Annotated in this window: 13 protein-coding genes; 2 read left to right on the forward strand and 11 right to left on the reverse strand. The window is 63.2% G+C overall.

What is annotated here, in order from left to right:
* Positions 1-299: 299 nt before the first annotated feature.
* Both pnp and rpsO read right to left on the reverse strand, forming a co-directional pair.
* Entirely contained in the window at positions 300-2,402 is a 2,103-nt protein-coding gene (pnp, locus tag ACWYRN_RS01325) for a polyribonucleotide nucleotidyltransferase (RefSeq protein ID WP_488690770.1), read from the reverse strand.
* A gap of 172 nt (positions 2,403-2,574) precedes the next feature.
* On the reverse strand, positions 2,575-2,844 hold the full coding sequence (gene rpsO / locus ACWYRN_RS01330; RefSeq protein ID WP_229438611.1) for a 30S ribosomal protein S15: 270 nt from the start codon (positions 2,842-2,844) through the stop codon (positions 2,575-2,577).
* Positions 2,845-3,028: 184 nt separating this feature from the next.
* Here rpsO and ACWYRN_RS01335 point away from each other — a divergent pair, with 184 nt between their 5' ends.
* Positions 3,029-3,526 (forward strand): hypothetical protein, encoded by a 498-nt coding sequence (locus ACWYRN_RS01335; RefSeq protein WP_229438612.1) that lies wholly within the window; start codon positions 3,029-3,031, stop codon positions 3,524-3,526.
* A gap of 31 nt (positions 3,527-3,557) precedes the next feature.
* Here the strand turns inward: ACWYRN_RS01335 and ACWYRN_RS01340 are convergent, their stop codons facing one another.
* Positions 3,558-4,445 carry an alpha/beta hydrolase gene (locus tag ACWYRN_RS01340; RefSeq protein ID WP_488690771.1) on the reverse strand — a complete coding sequence of 296 codons (888 nt, stop codon included), beginning with the start codon at positions 4,443-4,445 and terminating at the stop codon, positions 3,558-3,560.
* A gap of 133 nt (positions 4,446-4,578) precedes the next feature.
* Here ACWYRN_RS01340 and ACWYRN_RS01345 point away from each other — a divergent pair, with 133 nt between their 5' ends.
* A complete protein-coding gene (locus tag ACWYRN_RS01345; protein ID WP_488690773.1) occupies positions 4,579-5,337 on the forward strand; it encodes a hypothetical protein in 759 nt (252 codons plus the stop codon).
* 59 nt (positions 5,338-5,396) lie between these two features.
* Here ACWYRN_RS01345 and pssA read toward each other — a convergent pair whose 3' ends face one another.
* The 8 genes from pssA to ACWYRN_RS01385 form a co-directional block, all read right to left on the reverse strand.
* Positions 5,397-6,263, reverse strand: coding sequence for a CDP-diacylglycerol--serine O-phosphatidyltransferase (pssA, locus tag ACWYRN_RS01350; RefSeq protein WP_488690775.1), 867 nt, complete (start codon positions 6,261-6,263; stop codon positions 5,397-5,399).
* A 152-nt stretch (positions 6,264-6,415) separates the two neighbouring features.
* Positions 6,416-7,186 carry an SIMPL domain-containing protein gene (locus ACWYRN_RS01355; RefSeq protein ID WP_488690777.1) on the reverse strand — a complete coding sequence of 257 codons (771 nt, stop codon included), beginning with the start codon at positions 7,184-7,186 and terminating at the stop codon, positions 6,416-6,418.
* A 376-nt stretch (positions 7,187-7,562) separates the two neighbouring features.
* Positions 7,563-8,579: a ketol-acid reductoisomerase gene (gene ilvC / locus ACWYRN_RS01360; RefSeq protein ID WP_229438617.1), complete on the reverse strand. Its 1,017-nt coding sequence runs from the start codon at positions 8,577-8,579 to the stop codon at positions 7,563-7,565.
* Positions 8,580-8,755: 176 nt separating this feature from the next.
* Positions 8,756-9,247 (reverse strand): acetolactate synthase small subunit, encoded by a 492-nt coding sequence (gene ilvN / locus ACWYRN_RS01365; RefSeq protein ID WP_488690779.1) that lies wholly within the window; start codon positions 9,245-9,247, stop codon positions 8,756-8,758.
* Complete coding sequence (locus tag ACWYRN_RS01370) at positions 9,248-10,987, reverse strand: acetolactate synthase 3 catalytic subunit (RefSeq protein WP_488690781.1); 1,740 nt, start codon at positions 10,985-10,987, stop codon at positions 9,248-9,250.
* A gap of 626 nt (positions 10,988-11,613) precedes the next feature.
* Positions 11,614-12,504: an ABC transporter permease gene (locus ACWYRN_RS01375; protein ID WP_488690782.1), complete on the reverse strand. Its 891-nt coding sequence runs from the start codon at positions 12,502-12,504 to the stop codon at positions 11,614-11,616.
* A complete protein-coding gene (locus ACWYRN_RS01380; RefSeq protein WP_488690784.1) occupies positions 12,501-13,328 on the reverse strand; it encodes an ABC transporter ATP-binding protein in 828 nt (275 codons plus the stop codon). The genes ACWYRN_RS01375 and ACWYRN_RS01380 overlap by 4 nt, the downstream gene beginning before the upstream one ends.
* Before the next feature lies 1 nt (position 13,329).
* Positions 13,330-14,334: an ABC transporter substrate-binding protein gene (locus tag ACWYRN_RS01385; protein WP_488690785.1), complete on the reverse strand. Its 1,005-nt coding sequence runs from the start codon at positions 14,332-14,334 to the stop codon at positions 13,330-13,332.
* Positions 14,335-14,344 lie beyond the last annotated feature (10 nt).

The raw sequence follows: 14,344 nt of genomic DNA on the forward strand, positions 1-14,344 counted from the left end.
GTGCCCACGCGGTTACGTGCGCGTCCTTTTGCCGGCGGCAGCGACTATTCGCCCGCCGGCTCGAAGCCTGGATGCAAGCGCCGGCAAGACTCTTTTTGATGCGCCGCGAAGACGCAGCAATATCGATCAAATCGGCGCCAACAATAAACATCGTTCCGCGTGGGCACAGGGTGCCCACCGTACGGTTGCGGCCAACGGCTTCGGACACGTTTGCACAATCGAGACGACCAATAAAAAACCGCCAGGCTCACGCACTGGCGGTTTTTGCTATCTCAGCGGCAGCGCCGCCCGACAACTGATTACTGCGCCGCAGCCTCAGCCGGATCAGCCGCCTTCATCGACAGCTTCAGACGACCACGCTCGTCGGTCTCCAGCACCTTCACGCGCACCTGCTGGCCTTCTTTCAGGTAATCGGCAACGGCGTTCACACGCTCGTTGGCGATCTGCGAGATGTGCAGCAGGCCGTCTTTACCCGGCATGACTTGCACGATCGCGCCGAAGTCCAGCAGCTTGAGCACGGTGCCGTCGTAGGTCTTGCCCACTTCGACCGATGCGGTCAGCTCTTCGATGCGGCGCTTGGCTTCCTGGCCGGCGGCGGCGTCGACCGAGGCGATGGTCACGATGCCTTCGTCGGTGATGTCGATCTGGGTGCCGGTTTCTTCGGTCAGCGCGCGGATGACGGCGCCGCCCTTGCCGATCACGTCACGGATCTTCTCAGGGTTGATCTTGATGGTGATCAGGCGCGGTGCGAAGTCCGACAGCTCGGTCTTCACGGTCGGCACGGCTTTCTGCATCTCGGCCAGGATGTGCTGGCGGCCTTCCTTGGCTTGCGCCAGCGCCACCTGCATGATTTCCTTGGTGATGCCCTGGATCTTGATGTCCATCTGCAGCGCGGTGATGCCCTGCGCGGTGCCGGCGACCTTGAAGTCCATGTCGCCCAGGTGGTCTTCGTCACCCAGGATGTCGGTCAGGACGGCGAACTTGCCGCCTTCCTTGATCAGGCCCATGGCGATGCCGGCGACGTGCGCCTTCATCGGCACGCCGGCGTCCATCAGTGCCAGGCAGCCGCCGCAGACCGATGCCATCGACGAGGAACCGTTCGATTCGGTGATTTCCGACACCAGGCGCACCGAGTACGAGAACTCTTCCGGCGATGGCAGCGCTGCAACGAGTGCGCGCTTGGCCAGGCGACCGTGGCCGATTTCGCGGCGCTTCGGGGTGCCCACACGGCCGGTTTCGCCGGTGGCGAACGGAGGCATGTTGTAGTGCATCATGAAGTCGTCGGTGTACTCGCCCATCAGCGCGTCGATCTTCTGGCTGTCGCGCGCGGTGCCGAGGGTGGCGATGACCAGCGCCTGGGTTTCGCCGCGGGTGAACAGGGCCGAGCCGTGGGTACGCGGCAGGACGCCCGTGCGGATCGAGATCGGACGCACGGTGCGGGTGTCGCGGCCGTCGATGCGCGGCTCGCCTTCCAGGATCTGCGAACGCACGACCTTGGCTTCCATGTCGAACAGGATGTTGCCGACTTCGGCGGCGTCAGCCTGCACGCCCTGCTCGCCCAGGGCGGCCAGGACTTCGTTTGAGAGCGACTTCAGCTTTTGCTGGCGTGCCGATTTTTCGCGGGTCTGGTAGGCGTCGCGGATTTTCGCGTCGGCCAGGGCAGCCACTTGGCCGATCAGGGTTTCGTTCTTGGCCGGGGCGGTCCACTCGACTTCCGGCTTGCCGCCTTCGGCCACCAGGTCGTGGATGGCGTCGATGACGGCCTTCATCTGGTCGTGGCCGTAGACGACCGCGCCCAGCATGATTTCTTCCGACAGTTGCTGGGCTTCCGATTCCACCATCAGGACGGCGGTTTCGGTACCGGCAACGACCAGGTCCATCTGCGAGGTCTTCAGCTGGGTGGTGGTCGGGTTCAGGATGAACTGGCCATTCGCGTAGCCGACGCGGGCGGCGCCGATCGGGCCGCTGAACGGGATGCCCGACACGGCCAGGGCAGCCGAGGCGCCGATCATCGCAGGGATGTCCGGATCGATTTCAGGGTTGACCGACAGCACGTGGATGATGACCTGGACTTCGTTCAGGTAGCCTTCCGGGAACAGCGGGCGGATCGGACGGTCGATCAGGCGCGAGGTGAGGGTTTCCTTTTCGGAAGGACGGCCTTCGCGCTTGAAGAAGCCGCCCGGGATTTTACCGGCTGCATACGTTTTCTCGATGTAGTCGACGGTCAGGGGGAAGAAGTCCTGGCCCGGCTTCGCGTCTTTCTTTGCGACCACGGTAGCCAGCACGACGGTGTCTTCGACCGACACCATGACGGCGCCGGATGCCTGACGGGCGATTTCACCAGTTTCCAGGGTGACGCTGTGTTGGCCGTACTGGAAGGTTTTCGATACTTTATTAAACATGGGTAATCCCTTTCTATTTGCCGACAGATTTTCAGGAGCTGTCGTTCACCTCATTACTGACGCCCGGAAAGCGGCGTATTTACTTCGATGCTGCAAACGGCTGAAACAAAAAATGCCCGCGTCAGTGAGAACTGGCGCAGGCATTTCATGGCTAAACCGGCTGGCGCAAAAATTACTTACGCAGGCCGAGTTTGGCGATCAGGTCACGGTAACGGTTCAGGTCTTTGGCCTTCAGGTAAGCCAGCAGGCTCTTGCGACGGTTGACCATACGGATCAGGCCGCGGCGCGAGTGGTGGTCTTTCTGGTGGGTCTTGAAGTGACCGTTCAGTTCGTTGATGTGTGCGGTCAGCAGTGCAACTTGGACTTCCGGCGAGCCGGTGTCGTTCTGGCCACGAGCGTTGTCCGCGATGATCGCGGCTTTGTTGATGTTTTCTACGGACATGATGTTACCTTTCACATGCGGTGCAAGAGTCGCAACCCAACGCACCGTGATTGTTCGAAATTCTGCCCAAAACGGACAGACCCGCCAGTATATGCGAAAACAGTTGGCGTCACCAGCGTTTGCCATCGCAAAGCTGGGGCATCATGGCGTTCATGGCAATGATGCGAGGTGAATGATGCACAAAATGATAAAAATGGCAACGCTGTGTGCGGCAATCGTGCTGGGCGGCTGCACCGGCCCTTTCCTGCGCGAGGCGCCGAATGTGGGCGAGCCGGTGGCGGCCGTTACTGCCAAGCTGGGCCAGCCGACAAGTACCTACCCCGCCGCCGACGGCGGCCAGATGCTCGAATACGCTACCGGGCCGATGGGCCAGTTCACCTGGATGGCCCATATCGGGCCGGACGCGCGGTTGCTGTCCTACGAGCAGGTACTCACCGGCGAGAAATTCGCGACGATCAAGATCGACAAGGCGACCAAGGCCGACGTCCTGCGCACCATCGGGCGCCCGGCCGAACGTTCGGGCGTCGCCATGCACAACTACGAGGTCTGGTCTTACCGCTACAAGGAAGCGGGCGTGTGGAATTCGCTGATGCACGTGCACTTCGACCAGGCCGGCATTGTGCGCCTGATGCAGAACGGGCCCGATCCGATGTTCGAGCCGCGCGAACGCTTCAGCTGGTAATTCAACTGCTCATTCAAATCGTCAACCGCGCCTAACGCGCAGCAGCCTGGCGCCCGCCGTCGCTGCGCACGAAGTCGTCGATGGCGTCGAGCGTCGGCGCCAGCGTGTGCAGCGCGCGCGACAGCGAGGCCACCAGGGTGGCGTGGCTGACGCCGTCGTAGTACAGCTCGCGCACCGGCACGTGTTTTTCGCGCAGGCGCATGGCCAGGGCACCGGTGTTGCGCACCGGGTTGACGGTCTTGTCTTCGTAGGCGGCAATCAGCAGGGCCGGCGGCGCACCGGCGCTCACGTGCCGCACCGGCTGCGAATCCGGCGGCGTGTCCGGGTAGTTGAATACCGGGCGCGTGGTCTTGTTCTGCACCGGCAGGAAATCGTAGGGACCGGCCAGGCCGATCCAGCCGCGCAGCGCATCCGGCCGGACACCCTGCTTGCCGAGCCAGCGCTTGTCCAGCGCCAGCATGGCCGCGTTGTAGGCGCCGGCGCTATGGCCCATCACGAACACGCGCTTCGGGTCGCCGCCGTACTTGGCGATGTCGCGCGTGGTCCAGGCCACGGCCTGGGCGGAATCGTCAAGGAAGTCGGGATAGCGCGCTTCCGGATACAGCCGGTAATCGGGCACCACCACGACGTAGCCGCGTTTCGCCAGCGCCTGGCCGACGAAGGCATAGTCCTCGCGCTTGCCGCTTACCCAGTTCCCGCCATAAAAGAAGACGATGACCGGCGCTGCTCCGGCCTGCGCTGCCGGCTGGTAGACATCGAGTTTCTGGCGCTCGCCATTGCCGTAGTGGATGGCACTGGTGGCACGCGCATCGCCATCGGGCGAGACGGCATTCACCAGTTTCAGGGGAGAACAAGCGGACAGGCTGGCGGCCAGGACTGCCAGGGCCAGGACGGACAGGAAGGTCAAGGGTCGGAACATGGCGTCTACGTTGCAGGAAAGATGAGTCCAGTATATCCGGCTGGCATGCTTTTTTTGCATATGACAGCCCGATATTTGCGGTTCAGGCATACAAATGATTCAGGCGAATGTTCCAGCCCTATACTGTTACCTTATGGATAACACATACGCTTCCCTGCACCGGCCGCGCCAGGCTGCCGGGATCGGTATCTCGCTGGCCGTGCACGCCATGCTGCTGGCCATGTGGCAATTGTCGCGGACGACGCCTGCACTTGACACCACGACGCCCGAGGCCATGGTGGTGCGGCTGCTTTCCACGCCCTCCTCTGCCCCCTCATCAGAGCCAGCCCCTGCCGGCCCGGCGCGGGAAACCATGCCGTCACTGCGGCGCGGCGCCACGCCGGCAGCGGCACAGCAGCCGCCCGTGCAGGCGGCCGGCATGGCCCCGCCTGTAGGAAAGGTGACCGCGGAAGCGCCTGCGGAAGCAGCCGCCGCCGAAGCGGCGCCAACGGTAGCCAGCGACGTCCCTGCCCCCGCGGCATCCGGCAGCATGCTGGAACGGGCGCGCGCTGCCGCCGGCGGCGCCGACCGCGCCCTGCGCAAGGAGAATCCGACGCGCGGCATCGTGGCGCCGGTGGTCACGGCGCAGATGAAGCTGTCCAAAGGCATCGCCGAGGCCGCCGACCTGGTGCCGAACAAGTGGTATGAAGCGCCGAAGGTCACGGAAGTGCTCGACCCGGGCGGCTACGGCCGCAGGCGCTACCGCGTGGTCGGTGCAGCCGGCACCTATTGCGTGACCTACGAATCGAACCACGCGCCGGATGGCCTCGACACCATGCGCGACGGCATCAAGCCGAAAAAGACCACCTGCGACCCCGACTGGGGGCCAGCGACCATCCAGAAATGGGATTGAACGTTTTGAAATAAAAACGGCGCGTGCCGCACGCGCCGTTTTTATTCCAGCCTGAACGCTCAGCGCAGTCGCGTGTCGTCGATCGGATCGTCGTCGGTCGGGATGATGCTGACCGGCTTGCCCTTGGCGCGCTGCAGGACATACACCGCATAACCCGACAGGCCGTACAGCACGAAGATCGGCCACAGCACCTTGGTCGGGTCGCTCGCCACCAGCGCAAAGGCCAGCACGATCAGGAACACGACGATGAAGGGCACCGACTTGCGGAAGTTCACGTCCTTGAAGCTGTAGAACGGCACGTTCGAGACCATGGTGAGGCCGGCGAACACGGCGATGCACCAGCTCACCCAGTCGACCTGGCGCGCGCTGATGTTGATGTCCGGGTCGGTCATGAACATGATGAAGCCGACCACCAGCGCCGCCGCCGCCGGGCTGGGCAAGCCCTGGAAGAAGCGCTTGTCGACGACTTCGATATTCGTGTTGAAGCGGGCCAGGCGCAGCGCGGCGCCGGCGCAGTACACGAAAGCCGCGATCCAGCCGAGTTTACCGAGGCCGCGCAGCGACCATTCGTAGATGACCAGGGCCGGCGCTGCGCCGAACGAGACCATGTCGGACAGCGAGTCATACTGGGCGCCGAACTCGGACTGGGTATTCGTCAGGCGCGCCACCCGGCCATCCAGGCCGTCGAGCACCATGGCCACGAACACGGCCCAGCAGGCATAGTCGAAGCGCTGGTTCATGGCCATCACGATCGCGTAAAAACCGCAGAACAGGGCGCCGGTCGTGAATGCATTCGGCAGCAGGTAGATGCCGCGGCCGCGCTGCTTCTGCTTGTCCTCGGCCCGGCGTCCGAAGCGCCTGAGGCGGGAGAATCGTGGCGCGCGCGGCGCCCCTCCGTTTTTTTTGCGTCGTGGGAAGGCTGGCATAGTTGTCCGTATTCAAAGCTGCGCGATCGAGCGCCGTTCCCCGCATTATAGAGGCGCGGACGGCTTGTTAGCGAACGGATACTATTAGGAATGTGCTCATGCAGGCGCCGGCCCGTGCCGGCGCCCCTTGGCATGGGCGGCTCACCTGCGTGTTACTTGAACTTCACCTTGCCGACCAGGCGCATTTGCAACGTGGTTTCGCCCGGTTCGAAGCTCGGCTCAGGCATCTCGCTCGACACGTCGCGCTTGGAACGCGACATCATCATCGGGGCCGCAGCTTCCTGCTGCACGTAATTGCCCGAGCCCTCGAAGTCGACCACGTCCAGCGTTGCGTCGCCCGGCTGGCGGCCCATGGCGCGCGCGATCGAAACGATGCGCTCGTTCAGGTTGCGGTAGGTTTCGGCGATGCGCTGGTCATCCAGGCGCTTTTCCAGCGCCGGGCTGAGGCCGAAGCTGATGTTGTTGATCGACAAAACCTTCTGGGCGGAGGCGACGGTTTTTTCGAGCGTGGCGAGATTGGTCGTCTTCACTTCCAGGTACTGGCCGACGCGCCAGCCGATCGGCACCGGCTGCACCGGGGTGCGCGTGGCTGGCAGCGGCTGCACCGGCGGTTCCGGATAGACCGGATAGGTGAAGTAGCCCATGGTCTTGAGCTCGGCCTTCGGATCGGCGCGGCGCACGATCTCGGTGCCCTCTTTCATCTTGCGGTTGACGCGGGCGGCGGCGGCCTGCTTGTCCTTGTCGTGCTCTTCCACAATGAAGCTGACGATGGCCTGGTCGTTGGCGGCGCGCACTTCGCCGGTGGCGGGCACGACGACGACCGTGCCGCTTGTTGCGGGCATGCTGGTCGCGGGCGCGGTCTGCGCTTGTACGTGGGACGCCATCATCAGGCTGGCCAGGAGGATCATTTTTGGAAGGGACATCGGTTTTCTCCTATAAGAATGCATGTGTGCATGACTTATACGATACCGTCCCGTTCCTAGATAGAGTGATTTTGTAATGGAAAGTTGCAAATGGATGTTTGAGCGGTCGCGCCGTGCGCTTAAGCCGCACCGGCATCCGTACGGTGGGCACTCCGTGCCCACGCGGTTACGTGCGCATCCTTGCACCGATAACGGTGACTACTCGCCCGCGAAAATCAACAACGGCCACGACCCAATAAAGGGTTCGTGGCCGTTGCATGCACCGCGAGCGAGTCGGGTCTGCCAACGGTGCAAGGAAACGTGCGTACCGCGTGGGCACAGAGTGCCCACCCTACAGGATCTGCCAGCATAGACCAGCGGATCACACCCGCCGCAATCAGTTCTTCGACTGATCCACCAGCTTGTTCTTCGCAATCCACGGCATCATCGCGCGCAGCTTGGCGCCGACTTCCTCGATCTGGTGCTCGCTCGTCAAACGGCGGCGCGAGATCAGCGTCGGCGCACCGGCCTTGTTCTCGAGGATGAAGCTCTTCGCGTACTCGCCGGTCTGAATGTCCTTCAGGCACTGGCGCATCGCATCCTTGGTGGCCGAGGTGACCACCTTCGGACCGGTCACGTACTCGCCATACTCGGCGTTGTTCGAGATCGAGTAGTTCATGTTGGCGATGCCGCCTTCGTAGATCAGGTCGACGATCAGCTTCAGCTCGTGCAGGCACTCGAAGTAGGCCATTTCCGGTGCGTAGCCCGCTTCCACCAGGGTCTCGAAGCCGGCCTTGATCAGTTCGACGGTGCCGCCGCACAGCACGGCCTGTTCGCCGAAGAGGTCGGTCTCGGTCTCTTCGCGGAAGTTGGTTTCGATGATGCCGGCGCGGCCGCCGCCGTTGGCCATGGCGTACGACAGGGCGATGTCGCGCGCGGCGCCGGATTTGTCCTGGTAGACCGCGACCAGGTGCGGCACGCCGCCGCCCTGTTTATAGGTGTTGCGCACGGTGTGGCCCGGGGCTTTCGGGGCGATCATGATGACGTCGAGGTCCGCGCGCGGCACGACCTGGCCGTAGTGGACGTTGAAGCCGTGGGCAAAGGCCAGCACGGCGCCCTGCTTGGCGTTCGGCTCGACGTTTTCCTTGTAGACCTGGGCGATGTTTTCGTCCGGGAGCAGGATCATGATGACGTCGGCGTTTTTGACTGCCTCGTCGACTTCGGCGACCTTCAGGCCGGCTTGCTCGACCTTGTTCCAGGAAGCGCCGCCGCGGCGCAGGCCAACGGTGACGTTGATGCCGGACTCGGAGAGGTTTTGCGCGTGGGCGTGGCCTTGCGAGCCGTAGCCAATGATGGCGACGTTCTTGCCTTTGATGAGGGAGAGGTCGCAGTCTTTGTCGTAGAAAACTTTCATGGTCATTTCCTGTATTTGGGTTCGTTGTTTTTGCCAGAGTGGGTGGCTGTTCATTTGTGCGGCAAGTGGCTGATCATCGTTCCGCGTGGGCACGGGGTGCCCACCCTACGGACCGTGGCTCCGATCAGGGTCGGTGGCCAGCGGGCCGTGGCTTCGGTCGCGATGCTGGCCGTTCGTTAAACCTTCAAGATCCGCTCGCCGCGGCCGATGCCGGAGCCGCCGGTGCGGACGGTCTCGAGGATGGAGCTGCGGTCGATGGCGTCGATGAAGGCGTCGAGCTTGCTCTTGGCGCCGGTCAGTTCGATCGTATAGGTCTTTTCCGTGACGTCGATGATGCGGCCGCGGAAGATGTCGGCGGTGCGCTTCAGCTCTTCGCGCTCCTTGCCGACCGCCCTCACCTTGATCAGCATGAGCTCGCGCTCGATGTGCTGGCCTTCGGTGAGATCGACCACCTTCACCACCTCGATCAGGCGGTTCAGGTGCTTGGTGATCTGCTCGATGATGTCGTCCGAGCCGGTGGTGACGATCGTCATGCGCGACAGGGTCGCGTCTTCGGTCGGCGCCACGGTCAGGGTTTCGATGTTGTAGCCGCGTGCGGAGAACAAACCAACGACGCGAGATAAGGCACCGGCTTCGTTCTCAAGAAGAACCGAGATGATGTGTCTCATTTACAGGTCCTCCGAGCCGAGCAGCATTTCAGACAGGCCCTTACCCGCCTTGACCATCGGCCAGACGTTCTCGCTCTGGTCGGTGATGAAGTTCATGAACACGAGGCGGTCCTTCATGTTGAATGCATCCACCAGCGCGCCCTCGACGTCGCCCGGCTTCTCGATGCGCATGCCGACGTGGCCATAGGCCTCGGCCAGCTTCTCGAAGTCCGGCAGCGAATCCATGTAGGACTCGGAATAGCGCGAACCGTAGTCGATCTGCTGCCACTGGCGCACCATGCCGAGGAAGCGGTTGTTCAAGAGGATGATCTTTGGCGTCAGGTGGTATTGCTTGCAGGTGGCGAGCTCCTGGATGCACATCTGGATCGAGCCTTCGCCGGTGACGCAGGCGACCGTCGCATCAGGATTCGCCATCTGCACGCCCATCGCATACGGCAAACCGACGCCCATCGTGCCCAGGCCGCCTGAATTGATCCAGCGGCGCGGCTTGTCGAAGGGGTAGTACTGGGCGGCCCACATCTGGTGCTGGCCGACGTCGGACGTGATGAAGGCGTCGCCTTTCGTGACCTTCCAGAGCTTTTCGACGACCGATTGCGGCTTGATGACGAGGTCTGAATCCTCGTACTTCAGGCAGTTGCGGCCGCGCCATTCGTCGATCTGCTTCCACCAATTGCGCAGCGCGTCCGGGTTGGCGCGTACGCCGGCGGTATCGAGCTGGGCCAGGAATTCCGTTAATACGTCCTTCACGTTGCCGACGATCGGGATATCGACCTTCACCCGCTTCGAGATCGACGACGGATCGATGTCGATGTGGATGATCTTGCGCGGATGGGTGGCGAAGTGTTTCGGGTTGCCGATGACGCGGTCGTCGAAGCGGGCGCCGATGGCGATCAACACGTCGCAGTGCTGCATTGCCATGTTGGCTTCATAAGTGCCGTGCATGCCGGGCATGCCGACGAAATGCTCGCTGCTCGAGCGCGAGCCGCCCAGGCCCATCAGGGTGTTGGTAACTGGCGCGCCGAGCTTGTCGACCAGGCGGTTCAGTTCGGGCGAGGCATTCGCCAGGATCACGCCGCCGCCCGCGTAGATCATCGGGCGCTCGGCCTGTTGCAGCAGTTGCACGGCCTTGCGGATCTGGCCGGCATGGCCCTTGTCGACCGGCTTGTACGAGCGCATCTCGATTTCGCGCGGGTAGTCGTAGGCGCACTTGTGCATCGAGATGTCCTTCGGGATGTCGACCAGCACGGGGCCGGGACGGCCGGTGCGGGCGATGAAGAAGGCTTTCTTGATGGTGGTGGCCAGCTCGCGTACATCCTTGACCAGGAAGTTGTGCTTGACAACGGGGCGGGTGATGCCGACGGTGTCGCATTCCTGGAAGGCGTCCTGACCGATCGCGTGGCTCGGCACCTGGCCGGAAATCACGACCATCGGCACCGAATCCATGTAGGCGGTGGACAGGCCGGTAACGGCATTCGTCACGCCAGGACCGGAAGTGACGATGGCAACGCCGACGGTGTTGGAGCTGCGCGAATAGGCATCGGCCGCGTGCACGGCTGCCTGCTCGTGGCGGACCAGGACGTGCTGGAACTTGTCCTGGTTGAAGATGGCGTCGTAGATGTAAAGGACTGCGCCGCCGGGGTAACCGAAGACGTGCTTGACGCCCTCCTCGGCCAGACAACGGACGACGATTTCAGCGCCGGTGATCTGATTGGATCCCTGGCCTGATGCTTCGTTATTCATGAATCGTTCCTTTCAAGACCCATAGGGAGATTGATCGGATGCTCGTTCCTAACGAAATACGGTTTGCCCCACAGCGCTCCAGCTTCCCTTCTTTCTGCGCGCACGACGTTCGATCCGGGTATCGGCAGATACCGTTCACAACGACGCAAAACGCAACTCGTTTGGCTGAGTGTCTGTAGCGGCTCGACGCATCTCTCGCGCTTGTGGCGCGGGTTGGAGCAAACTGCCTACAAATGAAAGCGTGTCAAACAGTCCGACTTTGTGTGCCGGAAGGGATGACGGTGAAGCTTCGGGGGTGCAAAGCGTAAGGAACACCTTACTGCGTTGCACCATTTTGGTCAAGATAAAAAGAAAGAAACAATTTGCCGAGTAGAGGATGTGCTCGGTTGTGGAATTGGGTGCACTGGGATGGTGCGCTGCGGGGTTGTGCGTGCGTTTAGAATGGTGGGTTCAAGAACCCACCCTACATGCGTTCGCCGATGTTCTTAAGGTGAGACAGCGTGGGCACAAGTGCCCACCCTACAACGGCGGCGATTCCGTAGGGTGGGCACTTGTGCCCACGCTGTCGAACTCACGCACACCACAACCGTAGGGTGGGTTCTCGAACCCACCACTGCGAGCCCTGATTAACGCTGCATCCCCCACCGCCGCACCGTCACCCGCTCCAGCGTCTGGAACACCACCTGCTCCACCGCCAGCCCGATGATGATCACCGCCGCCAGCCCCGCAAACACCTTGTCCGTGAACAGCTCATTGCGGCTCTGGAAAATGAACCACCCCAGCCCGCCCTGCCCCGAAGTCGTCCCGAACACCAACTCCGCCGCAATCAGCGTGCGCCACGCAAACGCCCAGCCAATCTTCAACCCCGACAGGATCGCCGGCAGTGCCGCCGGAATCAAAATCTGCAGCACCAGCCGCAAACCTCCCAGTCCATAGTTCCGCCCCGCCATGCGCAGCGTCTCCGGCACCGCGCGAAAACCGGCACAGGCATTCAATGTCAGCGGCCACATCACCGAATGCATCAGCACCATGATCAGCGAACCCTTGCCCAGCCCGAACCACAGCAGCGCCAGCGGCAAGAGCGCAATCGCCGGCAGCGGATTGAACATCGAGGTCAGCGTCTCGATCAGCTCGCGCCCCACGCGGTTCGACACCGCCAGCCAGGTCAGCAAAAAGGCGCCGGCAATTCCCATCACATATCCTTGCGCCAGCACCGCGAACGACACGCCCACGTAACCGAACAGCTCACCGCTCAGGATGCCGTCGACCAGCGCCCTGCCCGTGGCCAGCGCCGTCGGCAGCAACAGATCGTTGTCGTACCAGCGCGCCAGCGCTTCCCAGAGCGCGGCCAGCACCAGCAGCAGCGCCGCCTTGCGCAGCCAGGCCAGCTCGCCAAAGACAGGCCGATGGGCAGGCGCGGGTTGGGCGGACGGCCCGAGCGGCGCGCCACCCAGGCTGGGCAGCGGCAAGGCCAGTTCGTATTCGGGACGGATCGGCGGTTCGCGGAAAGCGCTCATGGGTGTGCGTAGGCGGGAATGGAAACGGTGGATCGGGAAGCGTCATCGCCGAACAGCAGACGGTGAATCCGTTCGTTGGCCGCCTGGAATTCAACGCTGCCGGCACTGCCGAGGTCGAACTGGTGGCTGTTGAGTTCCGCACGCACGCGGCCGGGATGCGGCGACAGCAGCAGGATGCGATTGCCCACCACCAGCGCCTCCTCGATCGAGTGGGTCACGAACAGCATCGTGAATCCGATCTCTTCCCACAGCACCTGCAACTCTTCCTGCATCTTGCGGCGTGTGAGTGCGTCGAGCGCGGCAAAGGGCTCGTCCATCAGCAGGATTTCCGGCTGCATGGCCAGCGCCCGCGCAATCGCCACCCGCGCCTTCATGCCGCCCGACAGCGTGTGTGGATAGGCGTCGGCAAAGCGCGCCAGCCCGACCTTGCCGAGCCAGTGGCGGGCACGTTCGCGGGCCTCCGGCTTATTCATGCCGCCCGCCAGCAGCGGAAACATCACGTTCGCTTCCACCGTCTTCCACGGCGGCAACTGGTCGAATTCCTGGAACACGACGATGCGGTCCGGCCCCGGCGCCGTGATGGGTTTACCGCCCAGGCGCAGGCTGCCTGCGCGCGGCGCGATGAAGCCGCCTACCGCCTTCAGCAAGGTCGACTTGCCGCAGCCGGAAGGGCCCAGCAACACGAAACGGTCGCCGCGGTGCACGTCGAAACTCACGTCCTCGGTGGCGCGCACGGTGCCGTGCTCGCCGGCGTACTCGATCGTCACGTGCTCGGCGCGCAGCAGCGGGCCTTGCGGAACTACTTGCAGGGTGGGCAGGTTCACGTCAGCTCCCCTTGTCCAGGGCCGGATGCGTGAAGAAGTAATCGCGCCAGCTTTCCGGCTTCTTGCGGATCGCGCCCACCTGGTGCAGGAACTGCGCCAAGCCCAGCGTGTTCTGCGGTGCCACGCTGAACTGCACCTTCGGGTTCTTGATCACTTTCACCAGCAGCGCGCGGTCGATGCTGTTCTTGTTCACGCGCAGGTAGGCGTCGGCAGCCGCCTCCGGATTGGTCGACGCCAGCTGGGCCGCTTCCACCAGCGCATCGAGGAAGGCGCGGTAGGTCTTCGGGTTCTCCTTGACCCACTTCTCGGTGGCGTACAGCACCGTGGCCGAACTCGGCCCGCCCAGCACCTGGTAGGAGTCGAGCACGATCTTCGCATTCGGATTACCGGCCAGTTCCTGCTCCTGGAACGGGGGATTGGCGAAGTGGGCGTTGATCTCGGTCTTGCCCGCAATCACGGCGGCGGCGGCGTCCGGGTGCGGCAGCGCCTGGGTCAGTGGGTCGAGCTTGCGGAACTGGGCCTCACCCCACTGCCTGGCGGCGGCCATCTGCAGGATGCGCGCCTGCACCGACACCGTCACGGCCGGCAGAGCGATCCGGTCTTTCGGCCCGAAGTCGGCAATCGACTTCACGGCCGGGTTGGTGCTGATCAGGTAATACGGAAAGCTGCCGAGCGAGGCCACGGCGCGCACGTTCTGTTTACCTGCGGTGCGGTCCCAGACCGTGAGCAGCGGGCCGAGCCCGGCGCCGACCACATCGACCGAATTCGACAACAGCGCATCGTTGGTGGCCGCGCCGCCGGACAGCTTGATCCAGTCGACGTCGATGTCGACGCCCTGCCTCTTGCCGTGCTTTTCGATCAGCTTCTGGTCCTGCGCCACGTTCAGCAGCAGGTAGACCACGCCGAACTGCTCGGCAATGCGGATCTTGCCTTCGGCCCGCGCCGATGCGGAGGCAACCAGGGACAGGGCCGCCAGCACGGCGGCAAACTTGGTCAGGCGCTTCATGGATTCTCCT

This window comes from Massilia sp. BAP21 (assembly GCF_057801335.1).

Excerpts from the sequence above, each read along its gene's own strand:
- pnp (WP_488690770.1), bottom strand. The coding sequence starts at position 2,402 with ATGTTTAATAAAGTATCGAAAACCTTCCAGTACGGCCAACACAGCGTC.
- rpsO (WP_229438611.1), bottom strand. The coding sequence starts at position 2,844 with ATGTCCGTAGAAAACATCAACAAAGCCGCGATCATCGCGGACAACGCT.
- ACWYRN_RS01335 (WP_229438612.1), top strand. The coding sequence starts at position 3,029 with ATGATAAAAATGGCAACGCTGTGTGCGGCAATCGTGCTGGGCGGCTGC.
- ACWYRN_RS01340 (WP_488690771.1), bottom strand. The coding sequence starts at position 4,445 with ATGTTCCGACCCTTGACCTTCCTGTCCGTCCTGGCCCTGGCAGTCCTG.
- ACWYRN_RS01345 (WP_488690773.1), top strand. The coding sequence starts at position 4,579 with ATGGATAACACATACGCTTCCCTGCACCGGCCGCGCCAGGCTGCCGGG.
- pssA (WP_488690775.1), bottom strand. The coding sequence starts at position 6,263 with ATGCCAGCCTTCCCACGACGCAAAAAAAACGGAGGGGCGCCGCGCGCG.
- ACWYRN_RS01355 (WP_488690777.1), bottom strand. The coding sequence starts at position 7,186 with ATGTCCCTTCCAAAAATGATCCTCCTGGCCAGCCTGATGATGGCGTCC.
- ilvC (WP_229438617.1), bottom strand. The coding sequence starts at position 8,579 with ATGAAAGTTTTCTACGACAAAGACTGCGACCTCTCCCTCATCAAAGGC.
- ilvN (WP_488690779.1), bottom strand. The coding sequence starts at position 9,247 with ATGAGACACATCATCTCGGTTCTTCTTGAGAACGAAGCCGGTGCCTTA.
- ACWYRN_RS01370 (WP_488690781.1), bottom strand. The coding sequence starts at position 10,987 with ATGAATAACGAAGCATCAGGCCAGGGATCCAATCAGATCACCGGCGCT.
- ACWYRN_RS01375 (WP_488690782.1), bottom strand. The coding sequence starts at position 12,504 with ATGAGCGCTTTCCGCGAACCGCCGATCCGTCCCGAATACGAACTGGCC.
- ACWYRN_RS01385 (WP_488690785.1), bottom strand. The coding sequence starts at position 14,334 with ATGAAGCGCCTGACCAAGTTTGCCGCCGTGCTGGCGGCCCTGTCCCTG.